Below are 20,747 nucleotides of genomic sequence, written 5' to 3' on the forward strand. Positions count from 1 at the left end.
AACAGAAATTAGACTAAAGTGAATTTTTGCGGACTTATACATTAATAAATTTATTAATGGCGACAGCAACGCCATCTTCATCATTAGTTGTGGTCACAAATTTAACCATTTGGCGAATTGGCTCTAAAGCATTGCCCATTGCGACAGAAACACTGGCGTATTGTAGCATTTGGATATCATTATTTTGGTCACCAATACTCATGACTTTGTCAGGTGTAATACCCAGTTTTTCACAGATACATTGCAATGCCGCGCCTTTACTTGAGGTTTTATTTGACACCTCTAGGAAATACGGGCTTGTTCGGGTTAAAGCGTAATTATCGAAGACATTCTCTGGAAGATAACTGATACCAATATCTAATTTCTCTGGATGGTCAATCATCATAAATTTAGTAAATTCCAAAGAAGAGTCCATTTCATTAACGGGGCAATAGATTAGTGGAGTATGAGTTAAATAAGCATCTGCAACTGTATAGTGACTAATATGGCGGTTTGCCGTGAACATGCTGTTATCCGCAAGAGCATGCATGTGAACCCCGACATTTCTAGCTAGTTCTTCAAAATATTGGAAGTCAGCGAAATCTAACAAATTCTCTGCCAGATGACTTCCATCATTGGCTTGGTGAATGACACTACCATTATTGCTAATACAATAGTTATCTGCGGTATTTAAATCTAATTCCCGTAGGTAAGGGGAGATCCCCGAAAATGGCCTACCTGAGGCTAAGACAATATGTACACCTTTTTGTTTGGCTTGAGTGATAGCCTCTTTTACTGCGGGAGATATTTGGTGTTGGGAGTTAAGTAATGTGCCATCTAAATCAATGGCGACCAGTTTGATTGACATCCAATGCCTCCTAAAATGCGTGCTTTCTGCCAATACCTTACTCCAATTATTCAGAATGTAAATTATACGAATAGTTATAATTTTACTCACAATAGAATAATGGGTGTTTGATATGAAATTGAACAGAATACAAAGCAGGAACTCTGTTCAATAGTCGAAGCTTGAAATGACAATGTTTTATAGCATTAGCATGTGAATCAATAGATTAATGCGGCTAAAATATTCTCACTCATAATTATGAATTAAATGAAGCGGTTGCTTCACATCTAATTGAATTTGGTCATTCTGTCTAAAATCAAATGGCGTAATGCCATATTCTTTACGGAACATATAGGTAAAGTGGGATTGTGACCCAAAACCAAAATCCAGAGCGATATCGAAAATAGACTGGCTGCTATTGCGCAGTAAGTTAACCGCACCCGCAAGACGGCGTTGGCGGATATATTTACCCAGTGAAATCCCTGTGACTTCTTTAAAGATTTTTTGCATATGCCAAAGTGAATAGCCTGAATAAGCCGCGAGCTCTTCTAAGTGGATCACGCGCCCTAAGTGTTCTTCTATCCATTTACTCAAAGCATAAACAAGTGCTAAGTGGTTATCTTGTGGCATCTCAAATGTTTTCTAGTTTTACGGTAGCAGAAGTATACACAACTTCATTTCATGATGACAAAGGCTGCTTGTGCGGTATTTCCCATTTTTAGGGTAAAAAAAGCACAATCAGAATAAGTTAATGACCAATAGCGCCTAAAATGAGCGGAATTTTTGTAAAAAGAGGTCAATTGCATATTTTCCTCAAATTTGATGCTCTAAATTAGAGTACCATTTGTTCTATAAACGCATTACGTGCAATGCCATAAATGATATCTATCATAAAATGGCAGTACCTTAATATTGTAATCATTTGAAAAATAAAATCATCATAGAAATATGAAGGAATTGTCGGTGTTTGGTCGTAAATTAATTATTGCTGTAAGTGCTGTCTTAGCGTGTCTTTTTTTCTATCTCTTAGCGATGGACAACCTGTGTGATCAGGGGGGAGAAAACTTTATTTTTGGTATTTGTCGTGTAACTGACTTGTTACCATTTTGAATTTGCTTTTTAATGCACAATCCATGATATTGAGTTGGGGTAACTATCCTGCGGTATCATTTTGTTATGTGATGAAAAAAAATAACTAATAGCACCTGCTTTTGGGCCGTAAAATATGGTAAAAACAGCGCCAGAAGAATGTAGTGTTAATAAGAAAATTCAAATAAACTTGTGTCATTATCATTATTTTGGACGATAAAAAGCAAGTAAGAGGACGAAAGGGTAAAGTTATGGCGCAACAGCAACAGACGCTAAAGCGGGGATTAAAAAACAGGCATATCCAATTGATTGCTTTGGGAGGCGCTGTTGGTACAGGGTTATTCCTCGGAATAGCAACAACCATACAAATGGCAGGGCCATCGGTTTTACTTGGTTACGCACTGTGTGGGTTTATTGCTTTTCTTATTATGCGCCAGTTGGGAGAAATGATTGTTCAGGAACCTGTCGCGGGTTCGTTTAGTCATTTTGCATTTAAGTATTGGGGTGGCTTTGCAGGTTTTCTCTCAGGGTGGAACTACTGGGTCATGTTTATCCTTGTTGGGATGACAGAACTAACCGCCGCAGGTAAATATATGCAACATTGGTGGCCTGAACTCCCGATATGGGTTTCTGCCGCGGTGTTTTTTATTGCTGTGAATGCGGTTAACTTGGTCAATGTGCGCTCTTATGGGGAAACTGAGTTCTGGTTTGCATTAATCAAAGTCATTGCAGTCGTTGCTATGATTATTTTTGGTTGCTACTTACTGCTCAGCGGTCATGGCGGCCCACAAGCGAAAGTCAGTAACTTATGGGAATATGGTGGTTTCTTTGCTAATGGCTTTAATGGGCTAATAATGGCTTTGGCAATTATTATGTTTTCATTTGGGGGCTTAGAGCTTGTCGGTATTACCGCTGCAGAGGCCGAAGACCCAGATAAAAGCATTCCAAAAGCAATAAACCAAGTGGTATATCGCATCTTGATTTTTTATATTGGCTCGTTAGCGGTATTACTCGCGTTATATCCTTGGGTTGATCTTGATGGCAAAACAAGCCCATTCGTCTTGATTTTCCATGAATTAGGCGATTTACTGGTTGCTAATTCATTGAATGTGGTTATTTTAATTGCTGCGTTGTCTGTGTATAACAGTGGGGCTTATGCAACAAGCCGTATGTTGTTTGGTTTAGCACAACAAAGTAATGCACCTAAATTTCTTGCGAAAGTGAATAAAGGTGGCGTCCCCGTCATGGCATTATTCATTTCAGGTATTGCGACTTCTGGTGGAATTTTAATTAACTTTGTGATGGAAGGTAAAGCTTTCGAATTGTTAATGTCATTGGTCGTGACAACCTTGGTTCTGAACTGGATTATGATTTGTGTTTCAAATTTGAAGTTCAGAGCAGCAATGAACAAACAAGGTGTTGAAACGAAATTTAAAAGCATTTGGTATCCATTTGGAAACTATCTGTGCTTAGCATTTTTACTGTTGATTTTAGGGATCATCCTGACAATGGACGGCTTGCGCATTTCGGTATTAATTATGCCATTATGGATAGCAGTTCTATGGGTTGGGTATCAATTCTCAGGGGCTAAAAAGCAAGACTTAGCCAAAAGCCAACAATTAAGCTAGATTTGGTTTTTTTCTTATAATAAAAAGACCGGTGGGAATACCCGACCGGTCTTTTTATACTGCGATGAAGTCGTTAGGTCACCACTGCCAACGTAGCCAAGCAAATAATACGTTACCGTTATTATAAGTTCCTGGAATATAAGTGGCTTGCAGCGAAAGCTTGTCATATTCCACTGATACTAGCGGGAGCGGTGCTGGGATTGGAATGTAGTACATATCCCTACGGGCAGTGACACTTAGAGTGAAGCCTGCTCCCATACGAAAACCATCAATGTCCCCTGGGATCCACATTTTTTGGAATGCATAACCACCAATTGGTTCCCAATCATTATGTGAATCTTTAAATGCCATTGCATAGATAGCATGCCAGTCATTGTCTTCATCATAACGATATTTACCAAGGCCAAAACCCCAAGGTCGCTCGTTATACTCATCCGTTTTTTTCTTGTCGTACATTGCACGGTTGTGCCAAGTCACCGCTGGAACATATAACTCATATTTGTCAGAGTCCCATGTGGTACTGACATTATTTTTAAATTTATCCCATAAATTTGCCGATTGCTCTTGCGCAACGGCAGGCGATGATATGCAGATTGAGGCGCTCATGAGTAGCGAAGCACCTACGGCCAACTGTATGTTTTTATAAACTCTCATTGTAAATCCAGTTCTGTATCGCAGATATAAAAATGATGATTAGCTCGCTAATGATTATCAGATTAGCATTATTATTATAATTTTGAGCTCAATTATTTTAATTAAGATGTACAGAATATAACAGTATTAATTACATAGTTAAGGATAATAACTAGCTGGTCATATTAGAACTGTTTAATTTTGCCTATTTTTAAGGGGGATAACTGACAGTAAAAAGGGATATTAGCTGATCAAATTGGCTATTGAATAGGTTAATTCTCCTAAAAAACCAATAATTGACAAAATACTCCATTTTTAATTAGATAATGTGATTACTTGATGAAAATAAATGAGCTGAATTGAGTTAGTAAAGATAAGGAAAACCAATGTATCACTCATTCTAGATGTGGCTAACTTTCTGTAATAAAGAGGTATTTCGTATTATTTAGGTGATAACGACTAGTAATGTTGATAGAGCAGACATTTATGAAAAATAGCGTGCAAACAAATCCAAAAAGTATGACGCACGTCAAATAATGACTTGTCTCAATGGGATGAAATGGAGGATATAGGCGGCGGTTATAAGTTGCTGCATGTCAACACGGCTAGGAGCTAGTTCTTGAAAGTCTACGGCATATACATTGCTGTAAGCAACGTTAGCTTCTAACTAAAAAAGGAACATCACCATGATGAAACGTCAAGAACCACTGACAGAATACCAAGCTAAATGCTTGGCTATCGCCACAGATAAAATATTATCACCAAAACAAAAAGCCAATTTTTTAGCGGTAGAGGCGGATAGCCACATTCCCTATCTTGCGATGAGCCAACCCCTCGCAGAGGCGTTAAGTGAACGTGTTATTTGTGATATGTATGAAGGAAATGCACCGTATAAGCCACGCTATGTGTTGCCTGATTATGTAAAATACCTCAACCAAGGTTCAGCATACCTAGAATTAGCTCCTGCTGAGGACTTTGATGATGCGCTTAATCATCTGATGATTTTATATCATCACGTTCCATCGGTAACCAATTTCCCTGTATTTTTAGGGTACTTAGATAAAGTACTCATGCCATATGTAGGGGAATTGACAGAAGAACAATTGTATCCAAAATTAAAAAGATTTTGGATACAATTAGACCGAACTCTACCTGATGCCTTTATGCATGCCAATATTGGGCCGGATGACAACGTGATTTGCCGTTTGATTTTACGTATCGATGCGGAATTGAAGCAAGTCGCACCTAACCTGACATTTGTTTATCACCCACAGCGCACACCTGAATCACTTTTCTTACAAGCGATTGAAAATATTTGTGAATGCAGCAAACCGCATATTGCGAATGATATCATTCATCGTGCTGCATTTGATGAACAAGGTTACGGCATTGTCAGCTGTTATAATGCATTGCCTGTTGCAGGCGGAGGAAGCACTTTAGTTCGTATTAATTTGCGCGAGGTTGCATTACGCAGTCAAAATTCAGCTGATTTTTTAAATGTGCAATTGAAAAAGTATTGTGAGTTACAAATGGAACTCATTGAAACACGTAGCGCATTTTTATTTGAGGAATCAAACTTCTTCCAAACCAGTTTTCTTGTCCAAGAAGGATTAATAGAGCCAGAACGCTTTGCTCCGATGTTTGGTATTTATGGTTTAGCTGAAGCCGTGAATATCCTTATGGAAAAAGATGGAGCGAAAGGTGCGTATCAAGCAAATTCACCTGCCTTGCCACTGTCTTATCAAATCAGTGAACAGTTGGCAGACTTTGTCGAAACCACACCTGTTAAATATGGTTATAAAAACCGAGCCATGCTCCATGCCCAATCTGGGATCAGTTCGGATATAGGGACTACACCGGGGGCTCGCATTCCATACGGTGAAGAGCCCGATCCTGTTTCGCATATCCAAGCCGTAGCGCCTCATCACAAACACTATTTGTCTGGGATCAGTGACATTTTAACTATCGATGAAACGATTAAACAAAACCCGCAAGCATTAATGCAATTGTGCAAAGGGGCATTTAGCTGTGGAATGCGTGAGTTTACTGCAAACGTGGCGAGTAATGATTTAGTCCGTGTTACTGGCTACATGGTACGTTTGTCGGATATCGAAAAATACAAAGAACAAGGTTCTAGAAGTAACACTACCTGGTTAGGAGAGGAAGCGACTAAGAACTGTAAAATTACAGCCCGTCAGCAACGAGTAATTAGTCATGAGCAATCGATGCGCTACGCTGAATAAGGTTATTCCTTTTTCCTGTGTAGATGGCCCTGGTAATCGGCACGTTATTTTTTTGCAAGGTTGCAATTTACGGTGTTTGAATTGCCATAATCCATATACCATGTCGCTTTGTGACCATTGTGGGGACTGTGTTTTAACCTGTCCTCACAATGGGTTATCGTTTGTGGATGGTAAGGTTATCTGGGATAGCGATGCCTGCCAGCTTTGCGATACCTGTTTGCAAACGTGCACTAAAAATTCAAGTCCGATGACGGTGCCATTAAGTGTTAATGACGCTATTAATGACTTGAAAAAAAAAGTTGTTTTCCTGAATGGCGTAACCATTAGTGGTGGGGAAGCAACAACACAATTACCTTTTATTATTGAATTATTTAAAGCAATTAAGGCCACACCGGAGCTCAAGCATTTAACCTGCTTTATTGACAGTAATGGACATCTGGCTTCTGCGGGCTGGAATAAAGTGATTGAGTATACGGATGGCGTGATGATTGACCTAAAATCATGGAGTGATGAGTATGCTTTAAGGCTAACAGGAAAAGATAACCAGCGTGTTTTTCAATCGATTCAATATTTGGCGCAAGCAGAGAAATTGTATGAATTGCGCTTATTGTATATTCCTCAGCAAACAGATTACCTAGAACATATTGATGAACTTGCTGATTTTCTAAATCAACTTCCTACGAGCACACGGATAAAGATTAACGCCTTTCAACAGCATGGCGTAAAAAATGAAGCAGCTAACTGGCCTGCGGCAACCCAAATAGAAGTGGAGGCATTCGCTCAACTATTACAGCAGCGAGGTGTTGATAATATTCATTTGCCTAATGTGTACTTATAAATTATGTTAATTCTCCCTGCGTGAGATATCCTCTCTTTTTATCTAACTCATTAAAATTCATTCACTAACCGCTGGTATTTGTTAAATGTTATGAGACAATTAAGGCGGTTTTATTGTTTGATTTAAAATGATTTCAGTAAACCTTGCTTATCAATCTATTCAATTGCTTTAGCCGACGAAAAGGGGAGTCACACATGAGGATCAATGCGTTAACCATAGCCGGAACAGACCCATCGGGTGGGGCGGGTATTCAGGCAGACTTAAAAACGTTCTCTGCGTTAGAGGCTTATGGTACGAGCGTGATGACAGCATTGGTGGCTCAAAATACTCGAGGTGTGCAATCTGTTCAAGACTTACCCCCTGAATTTGTGGCGGCACAATTAGACTCGGTTCTCAGTGATGTGCGAATTGATAGCGCAAAAATCGGTATGTTGTTTAATCAAAGTAATGTCGCCGTTGTGGCGAATGCGCTGAAACAATATTCTATCCCGTATGTGGTATTGGACACCGTCATGGTGGCTAAAAGTGGCGACCCGTTGCTATTACCAGATGCGGTTGATGCGCTGCGTCAACAGTTATTACCCCTCGTTTCTATTATTACACCAAATCTACCCGAAGCAGCGGTATTGTTAGACGAAAAAGTCGCACAAACAGAAAGTCAAATGCTGACTCAAGGGTATAAATTGCTTGAAAAAGGTTGCCAAGCGGTATTAATGAAAGGCGGGCACCTAAGTGATGCTGAAAGCCCAGATTGGTTAATCACACCAAAAGGCGAATGGCGTTTTACTTCTGTTCGTATAAATACTAAAAATACCCATGGTACAGGGTGTACTTTGTCAGCAGCTTTGGCTGCGTTGCGCCCTCGTTGCGCGGATTGGCAAGAAACCGTTACGCAGGCTAAAGCGTATTTACAAGCCGCGTTAGAACAAGCGGATAGCTTAGAAGTTGGAAAGGGAATAGGTCCTGTGCATCACTTCCATGCATGGTGGTAACCTTAAAAGATTGAAAGCCCAAATACTCGGGCTTTCATATTATGCTTTAAGTTAATAAGTTACATTGAGGAGGTAACCGGCACTGAATGGCGTTTGGCTGCACTGAGAACGTAAAGGTATCTCCCGATAGTGGCTCACCATCAAGGTTTAAGATCATATCGTGAGGAGATGAAATTTTTACCCATGATAATTGCTTTTCAACTAAGTGTTCGTTTTTATCAGCTGAAAATAAATTCGATAAAAATGCGGGTATCACATCCCTTGCAGGAATAATCAGTAAATTTAATGCACCGTCATTAATGAGTGCCTGTGGTGTCAGTTGCTGGCCTCCACCTGCTTGCCGGCCGTTTCCGATAGCGATCACTAACGTCTCCCCCTCCCAACTAAAATTTTCCCCTTCAATATGGCAAATGTCCGTTTTCAGTGTGTCAGGACGCAGTAAGCCATTTATTACGTAAGCCGCTCCTCCTAACGCCGACTTTAGTGCTTCTGGTGTTTCGGTGGTAATACGTGTCCCAAAGCCGCCAGTGGCCATATTAAGGAAATAATATTGCTCATTGACTTGCACAATATCAATAGGCACAGCTTTGCCTTTTAATGAGAGTGCTAGTGCTGATTCAATATCCATTGGAATATTCGCGCTAGTGGCAAAATCATTTGCTGTGCCCATCGGGAGGATCCCTAAAGTAGGACGGGACTCGCTAGGGAATTTCATCAGGGTACTGGCAACCGCATTCACTGTGCCATCACCTCCGGCGGCAATGATGGTATCAACACCGTATTTTATCGCCTGAGAAATAAAATAATGCGTATCATCCAGCTCCCAAGGAATACGGACTTGAATTTGATGGCCTTCTTTACGCAGGTGAGTAATGGCTTTTCTCAGCTCAATGTGATTTGCTTGTTTACCATTAAGAATAACCATGGCTGACTGATATTGATTCATAAATACCCATCCATTTGGCTTAACGTATGTCAAATATTCGTTAAAACGAGTATAAATGGATTAATAAAATATGGATGAGTTTTTTTTGATTTTTTTACAGAAATAGCGTTAACAAGAGAAATGAAATAAAAGTAGCAGATAAAAGAAATGGCTAGCTCAAGGGAGATTGAGCCAGCCAAGGAGGTGGTTCCTAGTCTTATTTTATGACTTTCTAGTTCTTCGTTTTCGAGAGTGACTATACGATATTGAATAACCAATTGATGTGATCTGTTGCATAAAATTGGATATTCAGCGCATTTTTTAATGGAAATGTCAATAACGCGAATGATTATCATATAAGAAAAAAGCATATAAAGTGAAATAATATCGTTTTATAGATAAAAAAAAGCCAAAATATCAAAGTATTAAACGATGAAGTTTTGGCTTATAGTGAACAAGCTATTTAAAAATAACTAAGTGGTGATTAGCCTGCAATTTGCTTTTCTGGCTGAGTTTGATGAGGTGCCCGGGTGGTTGTTCCTGCTAGGTTACGGATCAACAAACCAAAATTGACATCAACATCTTCAGGGATTGGTAGATAAACCACATGGCCGTTGCCTGGTGCAACATCAATCGTTTCGCCTTTGCGGTTTGCTAAAGCGTCTAAGGTAAAGACAATATTACCCGCAGGTGTCATCATCTCTAAGCTATCTCCAACGCTAAATTTATTTTTTACATCAACTTCAGCCATACCATTGACACGTTTGCCGGTAAATTCACCCACAAATTGCTGAGTTTCAGAAACAGAGTAGCCATATTCATAGGTTTGGTAGGCATCGTGGGTATGGCGACGTAAGAAGCCTTCAGTATAACCACGGTGCGCTAATCCTTCTAAAGTGGAGAGTAACGTTGGGTCAAAGGGTTTTCCAGCGACAGCATCGTCAATTGCACGCCTATAGACTTGCGCAGTACGAGCACAGTAATAAAACGATTTTGTACGGCCTTCAATTTTTAATGAGTGAACACCCATTTTTGTTAAATTTTCTACGTGCTCGATTGCGCGTAAATCCTTTGAGTTCATGATATAAGTGCCATGTTCATCTTCAAAGGCAGTCATATATTCGCCAGGTCGTTTGGCTTCTTCTATCATAAAGACTTTATCTGTTGGCGCACCCGCACCTAAGGTTGGCGTCACATTTTGTACTGGGATGGGCTCATGGATATGGACAATGTTACCCACATCGTCTTCTTTACCTTCTTGTACGTTGTATTCCCAGCGGCAAGCATTGGTGCAAGTCCCTTGGTTAGGGTCGCGTTTATTAATATAACCGGAAAGTAAACAACGGCCGGAATAGGCCATACAGAGCGCACCGTGAACAAACACTTCAAGCTCAATTTCCGGTACTTGTTGGCGGATTTCCGCAATTTCTTCAAGAGATAATTCGCGAGATAAAATCACGCGTGTTAAGCCCATTTGTTTCCAGAACTTCACCGAAGCCCAGTTAACCGCATTGGCCTGTACAGATAAATGAATATCCATCTCAGGAAACGCTTCACGAACCATCATAATAAGGCCAGGATCAGACATAATCAGTGCATCTGGGCCCATTTCTATGACGGGGGTTAAATCACGAATAAAGGTTTTTAATTTTGCATTATGAGGGGCAATATTCACAACCACATAAAACTTTTTACCCAGCTCATGGGCTTCTTGAATGCCTTTGGCTAAGTTTTCGTGATTAAATTCGTTATTTCGTACGCGTAAGCTGTAACGAGGCTGGCCCGCATAAACAGCGTCTGCGCCATACGCAAAAGCGTAGCGCATATTTTTTAACGAACCGGCAGGGGATAAAAGCTCTGGTGTAAACATGGTTATTCTCTATCTGATGTCAAGTCAGCACTCACTCATACGAGAGAGTGTTTTTAAGGGATAGGGATTTTACTCCTATTTACTAAAAAAACCAAATATCCCACAAGAATAGTATGTCTATTGATTACTTAACATTCATCCCAGCGGTAGCCGAGGCCATAGATTGAACGGATAAAAGTTTTTTCGTTATCGAGGGACTCTAATTTACGGCGTAAATTTTTGACGTGGCTATCAATTGTGCGGTCCGTTACCACGCGGTGGTCGTCATACAAGATGTCCAGTAACTGGTCGCGAGAAAATACCATACCTGCATTATCAGACATAAATTTAAGCAATCGAAACTCAGCAGGTGTGAGTTCAAGTAACTGAGAGCCGTAACGTACTTGAAAGGCATTTTCATCGATAATAAGTTTGGTTTGATTATTGCTGGTCGTTATGTTTGGTTGGCAACGACGTAAAATCGTTTTGACACGAGCCACAACTTCTCGTGGGCTAAAAGGTTTACAAATATAGTCGTCAGCGCCGATTTCTAACCCTAATAAGCGATCAATCTCTTCAGTTTTTGCCGTCACCATAATAATGGGAACATCACTGAATTTTCGCAATTCACGACACACCGAAATGCCGTCCAGACCCGGTAACATTAAATCTAATAAAATGAGCGCAGGTTGGTGCTGTTTCACATAGTCAATGACTTCGTCTCCACGTGCAATTAATGCGGGTTGGTAGTTTGCAGCTTGTAAGTAATCAAACAGCAGTTGGCCTAGTTTAGGTTCATCCTCCACAACCAAAACAGGGGTGTTGCTTTGTTCAGCCATGATCATAACCCTTTATCTTTTAATTGAATCGGCAAATTGATGGTAATTTTGACACCTCCTAATGATGACGGTGCCGCAGAAATTGTACCATGGTGAGCTTCAACGATATTATAGCAAATGGCTAGCCCTAAACCAGAACCACCACTGGCGCGATTACGTGAGCCTTCAGCACGATAAAAACGCTCAAATAAATGTTGGCATTGCTCAGTTGTAAGCCCCGGGGCGCTATCTTGCCAAATTATACAGAGCTGGTCTTGGTCTTGTGTGACTTGGATGGCAATTTTACCTTGTGGATCCGTATAGCGTAAGCTGTTTTCCATTAAATTATAGAACAACTGGGTGATGCGATCTGGGTCTGCAAACACGTAACCTTGTGCAATAAATTGTCGTTCAACCGAAAGTTGTTGGTCTTCTAACCGCCAGCGAGCTTGGCCTATTGCCATTTCAATTAAAGGAATAATATCGGTAAGTTGCATGCGATAAACCAATGAGCCTCTATCCGATAATGAGAGCTGGTGGAGGTCATTAACTAGCTTAATTAAAGTTTGGGTTTCATTGAGTAGTGAATTGATTGTTCCGGGAGTAGCTTGGCGGACACCATCTTGCACGGCTTCTAATTCGCCTCGCAGAACTGACAACGGCGTGCGGAGTTCATGGGAAATGTCCGCCATATAGTCACGACGCATTTGTTCATTTTTTTCGAGGGTCGAGGCAAGATGGTTAAAATCTTTAGCCAGTTGCCCTAACTCATCGCGACCAGACTCGGGAACCCGTGTGGCAAAATCACCATTGGCGAGCCGGTTAGTGCCCTCGAGTAACCGCTTAATCGGTTTTAAAAAGCTACGAGCAAGGAACAATGTGGCAATCAGAGCCACAAACAAAGACAGCCCAGCGATGATCCAACTGGTATACATTTGCTTGGTATCAAAACGGCGGTCAAGGGCGCTGCTAATTCCTGTTTCATAACTGGCAACGAGCCAGCCGACGGTATCGCCATTGCTAGTCACAATAGGTTCACGAATAACTTTGCTCGGTAAGGGCGTGTCTTGCCCGAAAATCAGTCGGTCTTGTGTATCATAAACCCAGAAAATGGTTCGCCAGCGTTGGCGCATCGGGCCGCGATGTTGTTGATGTTCTACAGAGCGCAAAATGCGAAAGAAAATGCGCTCATTACCAATCAGAAAAGCCCAATTACCCATTTCTTCATATTGTTCCGCAAGGGCAGAAGAAACCAGCTCAACACGTTGTTGATCATTTTCTTTAATATAATCAATAAAACCGTGTTGAAAGCTCATGCGTACGCCTTGGTGCATAATCAACACGAGCAGCAAGCATGTCGCAAAAATAGCCAGAAAGAGCCGAGTACTTACGCTATTCAACCTAAGCTTCATGGGTATCCTCCGCAATTTGCTGTGTTACTGATTTCTTGCGCTGCCAACGTTGTCTCAAGCTATCAAAACTTAAATACACAACAGGAGTGGTAAATAAGGTCAGCAATTGGCTCATTATTAAGCCACCGACAATGGTGATCCCGAGAGGTTGACGCAATTCCGCGCCATCACCGCTACCTAACATTAACGGTAATGCACCAAAAATAGCGGCGAGTGTTGTCATTAAAATAGGGCGAAAACGTAATAAACTGGCACGGAAAATGGCTTCTTGGGCAGTTAAACCCGCGGTTCTTTGTGCTTGAATGGCGAAGTCGACCATAATAATCGCATTCTTCTTGACGATCCCAATTAACAGCATGATGCCTATTAAGGCGATTAAACTAAATGGCGTATCGAATAATTCAAGAGCTAATAATGCCCCGACACCTGCAGAGGGTAGGGTTGATAAAATAGTCAGTGGGTGAATATAACTTTCATATAATATACCTAGTACCAAATAAACGGTCACAATGGCGGCTAAAATTAAAAACAATTGTGACTGCAAGGTTTCTTGGAATATTTGTGCCGTTCCTGCAAAAGTGCCTCTCACTGTCGATGGCACGCCAAGTGCAGTCATGGTTTTTTCAATTTCGACAATGGCATCATTTAAGGTATAACCGTCCGCGACATTAAATGCGATAGTGGATGAAGCAGATAGCCCTTGGTGATTCACACTTAGCGGTGCATTTGCGGGTTGCCAACGTGCAAAATAAGACAGTGGGATAGCGTCGCCATCTTTGTTGATGACAAACATTTTGTCGAGAGCACTGACATCTTGCGTATATTCAGGAGCAACTTCCATTACGACTTTATATTGGTTCATTGCCTCATAAATAGTGGAAACTTGGCGTTGGCCAAATGCGTTGTTAAGCAAACTGTTAGCTTCACGGACATCGATACCTAGCTGGGCCATTAAGTCCCTATCGTAGGTGATCGCCATTTCCGCACCTTTGTCTTCCTTATCCGAGTTCACATCTGTCAGCTGTGGCAATTCACCGAGTGCTTTACGAATGGCGGGTTCCCAGTCACGCAATGCAGAAAGTTCATCTGCAAGCAGGGTAAACTGGTAACTGGCATTGGCCTGTCGACCGCCCACACGAATGTCTTGTACTGGCATCATAAACAGGTTAGCCCCAGGCTCATTGGCTAATTTCATGCGTAACCGATTGATGACTTCAGCTGAACTTTCAGTACGTTCACCCAGTGGTTTTAATGAGATATACATAAAACCGCTGTTGACCCGGCTACCGCCAGTAAAACCCGTGACATTATCCGTCGCTGGGTCGGCTTTAACTTGCTGCATAAAACGGGTCATTTTTTCTTTCATTGACTGGAATGAAATACTTTGGTCTGCGCGCACAAAGCCCAGCACTCGGCCAGTATCTTGTTCAGGAAAGAAAGTTTTCGGAACGGTGATATACAGGTAAACATTTAAGCCGATTGTGGCAAATAGCACTGCGAGAACACTCCGTCGATGTCCGAGCACCCAATTTAAAGCGACACCATAACTTTCTTGCAAACGCAGTAATACACGTCCAAATCCGCGATGCTTGGCTTTGACGTTGCGAGGGCGTTTCTTCAGTAAATAAGCACACATCATGGGGGTGAGCGTTAGCGAAATCACCAATGAAATACCGATAGCGGTTGCAAGGGTAATGGCAAATTCGCGAAATAAGCGCCCGACTAGCCCATCCATTAGCAATAGGGGAATAAAAACAGCCACTAAGGAAATGCTCATGGAAACGACGGTAAAGCCGACTTCATGCACGCCTTTAACCGCGGCAATAAACGGTTTTGTGCCATTTTCGATATGACGTGAGATATTTTCTAATACCACAATTGCATCATCGACCACAAAGCCAGTCGCAACCGTTAGTGCCATCAATGACAAGTTATTTAAACTAAAGCCACATAAATACATGGCCGTAAAAGTCCCAATCAATGAGACGGGGACGGCAACGGCAGGGATCAAAGTAGCGCGACCTGAACGTAAGAATAGCAGCACCACGAGGATCACCAAGGCAACGGCAATCAGTAGGGCGCGCTCAACTTCTGCTAAAGACGCGCGGATGGTCGGTGTTCTATCTTGTGCCACTTTTAACTCGATGGCGGCGGGGATCATGTCATTGAATTCAGGTAATTCATCACGAATACGGTTAACCGTTTCAATGATATTGGCACCCGCTTCACGACGAATGACAATCAAAATAGCCGGTTTACCGTCTGCCATACCTGCCGCACGCACGTTTTCAATGGAATCTTTAACATTGGCGACATCACTGAGTTTAACGGCATTGCCTTGGCTATAATGAACAATAATAGGCCGATAATCTGCGGCTTTTTTTAATTCATCATTGGTCTGTACCTGATAACGTTTTTCGTCATCATTGATATAGCCTTGCGGTTGGCGAACGTTAGCACTGCTGATGGCTGAGCGCACGGCATCAAGGGAAACCCCTTGGTTAAATAGGGCAGTTGGGTTGAGTTCAACGCGTACGGCTGGGAGCGAGCCTCCCCCCACAGAAACTTCGCTAACCCCTTCAATTTGGGCTATTCGTTGGGCTAAACGCGTCGAAGCAATATCATAAATTTCGCCAGTATTTAGGGTGTCTGAGGTCATGGTCAAAATCATAATTGGCGCATCAGACGGATTTGACTTGTAATAACGTGGACGGCTTGGCATACCGCTGGGTAGTAGGTTCTGTGCGGCATTAATTGCGGCTTGAACTTCCCGTGCAGCGTTATTAATGTCTTTGTCGAGATTGAACTCAAGGGTAATGGTGGTTCGCCCAAGCGCACTGCTTGAAGTCATTTCGCTGATCCCAGCAATACTGCCTAAAGAGCGTTCAAGTGGCGTCGCAACGGAGGACGCCATCGTTTCGGGTGATGCCCCTGGAAGTGACGCTGTCACGTTAATCACAGGGTAGTCTACTTGAGGCAACGGAGAAACGGGTAAAAACAGAAAGCTCAGGGCACCACACAAAGTAATCGCAACGCTGATAAGCGTCGTTGCTACCGGGCGGCTAATAAACAGAGCAAAGAAGCGCTTCATTATGACACCTTTGCCTTCTTCGCTTGGCGACGGTCTTTAAAGTAATGAGAAAGACGGTCGAACAATAAGTAAATAACCGGTGTGGTAAATAAAGTGAGGATTTGGCTCATAATTAAGCCACCAACCATACAAATCCCTAATGGTTGCCGTAATTCTGCACCTACACCAGTACTTAGCATCAATGGTAAGGCACCCAGCAAAGCCGCCATGGTGGTCATTAGAATTGGGCGAAAACGCAGTAAGCAAGCTTGATAGATGGCATCATAAGGGGACATTCCCTGTTCACGTTCCGCGGCAAGGGCAAAGTCAATCATCATAATGGCATTCTTTTTCACAATACCGATTAGTAAGATGATGCCGATGACCGCGATGACATCAAGGTCTTTCCCCGCCATCATTAAAGCAAGTAATGCACCAACCCCGGCTGTCGGTAGGGTAGATAAAATGGTAATCGGGTGGATAAAGCTCTCATATAAAATACCTAATACGATATACATCGCCACAATAGCAGCCGCAATTAACCAAATAGTGCTGCTCAGTGCAGCCTCAAAGGCTAAAGTCGCCCCTTGGAATTGCGTTGTAATAGATTTTGGCATCGCAATTTGTGATTCGGCTAATTTCACTGCATTGACAGCTGACTCTAGAGAAGCGCCATCCGCCACATTAAACGAAAAGGTTACAGCGGGAAATTGATCGAGGTGATTAATGGCTAATGGCCCATTACCTTCTTGAATATTCACTAAAGTACTCAGCGGTACAATGGCACCATCAGTTCCTTTTAGACGGATATCATTCAGCGCATCCATACCATCACGAGTTTGTGTGTCATGTTCTAATATCACACGATATTGATTTGACTGCGTATAGATAGTCGAAATCATTCGCTGCCCAAACGCATTATATAAGGCGTTATCAATAGCCGACATCGTGATACCAAAACGGCTTGCTGTATCACGGTTAACATTCACATAGGCAACTAACCCTTTATTTTGCCAATCACTACTGACATCGCTGAGTTCAGGTTGCTGTTTGAGCACATCTAATAACTGGGGAACCCAAGTGGTTAATTCTTCTAATGAACCAGCCTGTAAAGTAAATTGATACTGTGTGCGAGCGACTTGTGTATCGATGGTGAGATCTTGCATGGGTTGCAGATAGAGATTCACTCCAGCAATGTTATCCACGGATTGCTGGAGACGATCAATAATCGCCACCACTCTGTCTTCACGCTCATCAAGAGGTTTTAATGTAATTTGGAGGCGCGCATTGTTTAATGTCGGGTTGCTGCCATCAACACCCACATAGGTGGTGACATTGTCGACCGCAGGGTCTGCCAATAATTTTGACGCGACTTCTTGCTGCTTTTGCGCCATTGCCGCAAATGAAATAGATTGGCGGCTTTCAATTGAGCCCTGAATAATTCCACTGTCTTGCAAGGGGAAAAACCCTTTTGGGATCCACAGATACAGTATAACAGTCAGCACCATGGTACCTAGCGCCACAGAAAGGGTTAACCATTGGTGATTAAGAATACGTTTTAACCAAATTGCGTATCCAGCAACCATACGGTCAAAGAAGCGCTCACACGCTAGTTCAAAACGGTTATGTTTATGCTGCGACTCCGGTTTTAATAAACGCGCGCACATCATTGGCGTTAGCGTCAAAGAGACGACAGCAGAGATCAAAATAGCCACGGCTAGGGTAATGGCAAACTCGCGGAATAACCGGCCGACAATATCCCCCATAAACAACAGCGGGATTAATACCGCAACCAAAGAAAAGGTAAGGGAAATAATGGTAAATCCGATTTCACCAGCGCCTTTGAGTGCGGCGACTAGCGGCTTATCGCCTTGCTCTAAGTAGCGAGAAATATTTTCAATCACCACTATCGCATCATCGACCACAAAACCGGTGGCGATGGTTAAAGCCATTAGGGTGAGGTTATTGACAGAAAAACCACAAAAATACATCACTGCAAAGGTGCCAACAAGTGACAACGGTACGGCAATACCCGGTATTAAGGTGGCAATTCCATTGCGTAAAAATAAGTAAATCACCATCACTACGAGGGCGATGGCTAGCATTAATTCAAATTGGACATCATTAACAGATGCACGAATGGTACTGGTTCTATCGGTTAAAATTTCGACATTAACCGATTTAGGTAAGCTTTCAATCAATTCGGGCAATAGCGTACGAATGGTATCTGTGGTTTCAATCACGTTAGCGCCGGGCTGTCGCTGAACATTGATCACAATCGCTTGCTCATTATTGGCCCATGCACCTAAATAGGCATTTTCAGCACCTTGTGCAATCGTTGCTATATCGCCTAAACGCACAGGCGCACCATTTTGGAAGGCCACAATAAGTTGACGATAGTCGTCAAGTGACTTCATTTGGTCGTTAGCAGACAGCGTTACCGCACGTGTAGGGCCATCGAAACTCCCTTTTGCGGAGTTGACGTTCGCATTATTAATGGCAAGGCGAATTGTTTCGCTATCCAGTCCTTTAGCAGCCATGGCTTGTGGGTTGATATTCACACGAACAGCAGGGCGCTGGCCGCCAGCTAAGGTGACTAAGCCCACCCCATTCACTTGGGATATTTTCTGAGCAATTCGCGTTTCAATAATATCCTGTACTTGCGTTAACGGCATTGCATCAGAGGTGACCGCTAAGGTGAGTACAGGTGGATCTGCGGGGTTTACCTTATTATAAATTGGAGGATAGGGTAAATCCGAAGGTAGTAAGCTACTGGCGGAATTAATTGCTGCTTGAACTTCTTGTTCGGCAACCTCTAGAGGCAAGGTTAGTTGGAACATCAGCGTGATAACGGATGCCCCTCCTGAACTTTGCGATGACATCTGTTTAAGCCCCGACATTTGGCCGAACTGGGTTTCCAGTGGTGCCGTCACTGCCGAGGTCATCACATCAGGGCTAGCGCCTGGATAAAGGGTAACAACTTGAATCGTTGGGTAATCGACTTCGGGCAGGGCTGAAACAGGTAAGAAGCGATAACCGATGATCCCTGCGAGTAATATAGCCACCATGAATAATGTGGTTGCTACAGGGCGCAAAATAAATAAACGAGAAGGCCCACCGCCTTTTAACATTTCAGGCCGCATCACGCTTTCTCCGCGCTATTAGGTTTACCTTTGCGGGGCTCTTTTTTAGCGATGCCTTCAGGGGTAACGACTTCGACCGTTGTGCCATCGGTGAGTTTATCAACACCATCCGTGATGACTTTGGTATTTGCCGCGAGCCCACTTTCAATAACCACTTGTTGGCTATCTTGCATACCCACGGTTACATTGTGTTTACTGACTTTATTATCATCACTCAATATCCAAACATAATGGCCTTCATTGCCCATTTGTAGTGCAGCAGTTGGGATCACCACGGCATTCTGCAGTGTTTCAACTTGCATTTTTACGTTAACGAATTGATTAGGAAAAAGCTTTTCTTCTTCATTGGTAAAGCGGGCTTTTATTTTAAGAGTACCAGTCGCAGCATCAATTTGGTTATCAGTACTGAGTAGCTCACCACTTGCGATTAGCGCGATATTGTTTCTATCCCAAGCTTCAATCAATACTTTCTCACCAGAGGATTGTGCCTGCTGGATCGCGGGAATATCGCCTTCAGGTAAAGCAAAAAGCACATCTGCGGGTTGAGTTTGTGTGATGACGACAAGAGGGGTTGAGGTCCCGGAAGAGATAAAGTTTCCAACATCTACTTGTTTTAAACCCACGCGTCCTGAGATAGGCGCAGTAATTTTACTGTAGGTTAATTGCAGTTTGGCATTATCAACAGCCGCTTGGTCGACTTTAATACTGCCTTGCGCCTGTAATACCGCCGCTTTTTGGTTGTCTAACTCTTGTTGCGAAATCACTTTAGTGCCAGCAAGCTTTTGATAACGAGCTAAATCTAATTGTGCATTTGCTAATGTTGCTTTGTCTTTTGCCAATTGCCCCTCTGCTTGTGATAGCTGAACTTCAAATGGGCGAGGGTCAATTTGCGCCAATAAATCTCCCTTATTGACGTATTGCCCTTCAGTAAAATACAGCTGCATTAACTGGCCTTCAACACGGCTGGTTACGGTGACAACATTTGCGGCTTGGACTGTGCCTAAACCCGATAAAAAGCGCGGAACGACTTTCTGTTCAGCGACGGCAAATTGTACAGGGGCTAAAACACGTGGTGGGCGGCCCATTGCACTTCGCTGTGAATTTGGTTTTGCTACAGCATCAGTAGATTGTGTATCTGATTGTTTGTCTTGATGATAAAAATACCAAGAAGCGCCAGCTGCCGCAATAATGGCAATAAAAATGGCAGAGCGAATAAAAGGTTTACGTTGTTTTTGTTTATTCATTTTGGGTAATTCGCTTAACTCAAAAAAGTGGATGAGA

15 protein-coding genes are annotated in these 20,747 nt (G+C 42.5%); 5 read left to right on the forward strand and 10 right to left on the reverse strand.

Annotated elements, in window-relative coordinates:
• Positions 1–34: 34 nt before the first annotated feature.
• Together yidA and PSE60_RS05285 are read right to left on the reverse strand one after the other, a co-directional pair.
• Entirely contained in the window at positions 35–847 is an 813-nt protein-coding gene (gene yidA, locus PSE60_RS05280) for a sugar-phosphatase (RefSeq protein ID WP_272664735.1), read from the reverse strand.
• Between the two features lie 225 nt (positions 848–1,072).
• A complete protein-coding gene (locus PSE60_RS05285; RefSeq protein ID WP_004911441.1) occupies positions 1,073–1,456 on the reverse strand; it encodes a helix-turn-helix domain-containing protein in 384 nt (127 codons plus the stop codon).
• A gap of 333 nt (positions 1,457–1,789) precedes the next feature.
• Here PSE60_RS05285 and mgrB point away from each other — a divergent pair, with 333 nt between their 5' ends.
• Together mgrB and PSE60_RS05295 are read left to right on the forward strand one after the other, a co-directional pair.
• Positions 1,790–1,936 (forward strand): PhoP/PhoQ regulator MgrB, encoded by a 147-nt coding sequence (gene mgrB / locus PSE60_RS05290; RefSeq protein WP_004911439.1) that lies wholly within the window; start codon positions 1,790–1,792, stop codon positions 1,934–1,936.
• Between the two features lie 230 nt (positions 1,937–2,166).
• A complete protein-coding gene (locus PSE60_RS05295) occupies positions 2,167–3,543 on the forward strand; it encodes an amino acid permease (protein WP_272664736.1) in 1,377 nt (458 codons plus the stop codon).
• 78 nt (positions 3,544–3,621) lie between these two features.
• On the opposite strand, the gene pagP is transcribed toward PSE60_RS05295, so the two are convergent.
• Positions 3,622–4,197: a lipid IV(A) palmitoyltransferase PagP gene (gene pagP / locus PSE60_RS05300; RefSeq protein WP_109912424.1), complete on the reverse strand. Its 576-nt coding sequence runs from the start codon at positions 4,195–4,197 to the stop codon at positions 3,622–3,624.
• 665 nt (positions 4,198–4,862) lie between these two features.
• On the opposite strand from pagP, the gene PSE60_RS05305 reads away from it, so the two are divergent.
• The 3 genes from PSE60_RS05305 to thiD all read left to right on the forward strand — a co-directional run bounded on the left by PSE60_RS05305 (position 4,863) and on the right by thiD (position 8,249).
• A complete protein-coding gene (locus PSE60_RS05305; RefSeq protein ID WP_272664737.1) occupies positions 4,863–6,419 on the forward strand; it encodes a YjjI family glycine radical enzyme in 1,557 nt (518 codons plus the stop codon).
• Complete coding sequence (locus PSE60_RS05310) at positions 6,391–7,257, forward strand: YjjW family glycine radical enzyme activase (protein ID WP_272664738.1); 867 nt, start codon at positions 6,391–6,393, stop codon at positions 7,255–7,257. The genes PSE60_RS05305 and PSE60_RS05310 overlap by 29 nt, the downstream gene beginning before the upstream one ends.
• Before the next feature lie 194 nt (positions 7,258–7,451).
• Positions 7,452–8,249, forward strand: a complete 798-nt coding sequence (gene thiD, locus PSE60_RS05315; RefSeq protein WP_272664739.1) for a bifunctional hydroxymethylpyrimidine kinase/phosphomethylpyrimidine kinase — start codon at positions 7,452–7,454, stop codon at positions 8,247–8,249.
• A gap of 46 nt (positions 8,250–8,295) precedes the next feature.
• Here the strand turns inward: thiD and yegS are convergent, their stop codons facing one another.
• The 7 genes from yegS to PSE60_RS05350 form a co-directional block, all read right to left on the reverse strand.
• Positions 8,296–9,195 (reverse strand): lipid kinase YegS, encoded by a 900-nt coding sequence (gene yegS, locus PSE60_RS05320; RefSeq protein ID WP_272664740.1) that lies wholly within the window; start codon positions 9,193–9,195, stop codon positions 8,296–8,298.
• Positions 9,196–9,658: 463 nt separating this feature from the next.
• Positions 9,659–11,044, reverse strand: a complete 1,386-nt coding sequence (trhP, locus tag PSE60_RS05325; protein WP_272664741.1) for a prephenate-dependent tRNA uridine(34) hydroxylase TrhP — start codon at positions 11,042–11,044, stop codon at positions 9,659–9,661.
• 128 nt (positions 11,045–11,172) lie between these two features.
• Positions 11,173–11,868, reverse strand: a complete 696-nt coding sequence (gene baeR, locus PSE60_RS05330; protein WP_210836330.1) for a two-component system response regulator BaeR — start codon at positions 11,866–11,868, stop codon at positions 11,173–11,175.
• The gene (gene baeS, locus PSE60_RS05335) at positions 11,865–13,253 is read right to left on the reverse strand and encodes a two-component system sensor histidine kinase BaeS (RefSeq protein ID WP_272664742.1); all 1,389 of its coding nucleotides are present in this window, start codon (positions 13,251–13,253) and stop codon (positions 11,865–11,867) included. The genes baeR and baeS overlap by 4 nt, the downstream gene beginning before the upstream one ends.
• Complete coding sequence (gene mdtC, locus PSE60_RS05340) at positions 13,243–16,344, reverse strand: multidrug efflux RND transporter permease subunit MdtC (protein WP_210836326.1); 3,102 nt, start codon at positions 16,342–16,344, stop codon at positions 13,243–13,245. The genes baeS and mdtC overlap by 11 nt, the downstream gene beginning before the upstream one ends.
• Positions 16,344–19,466 carry an MdtB/MuxB family multidrug efflux RND transporter permease subunit gene (locus tag PSE60_RS05345; protein WP_272664743.1) on the reverse strand — a complete coding sequence of 1,041 codons (3,123 nt, stop codon included), beginning with the start codon at positions 19,464–19,466 and terminating at the stop codon, positions 16,344–16,346. The genes mdtC and PSE60_RS05345 overlap by 1 nt, the downstream gene beginning before the upstream one ends.
• Entirely contained in the window at positions 19,466–20,710 is a 1,245-nt protein-coding gene (locus PSE60_RS05350) for an MdtA/MuxA family multidrug efflux RND transporter periplasmic adaptor subunit (protein ID WP_210836324.1), read from the reverse strand. Before PSE60_RS05350 ends, PSE60_RS05345 begins: the two co-directional genes overlap by 1 nt.
• Positions 20,711–20,747: the final 37 nt, after the last annotated feature.

Source organism: Providencia sp. PROV174 (genome assembly GCF_028480685.1).
Classification (GTDB): domain Bacteria; phylum Pseudomonadota; class Gammaproteobacteria; order Enterobacterales; family Enterobacteriaceae; genus Providencia; species Providencia rettgeri.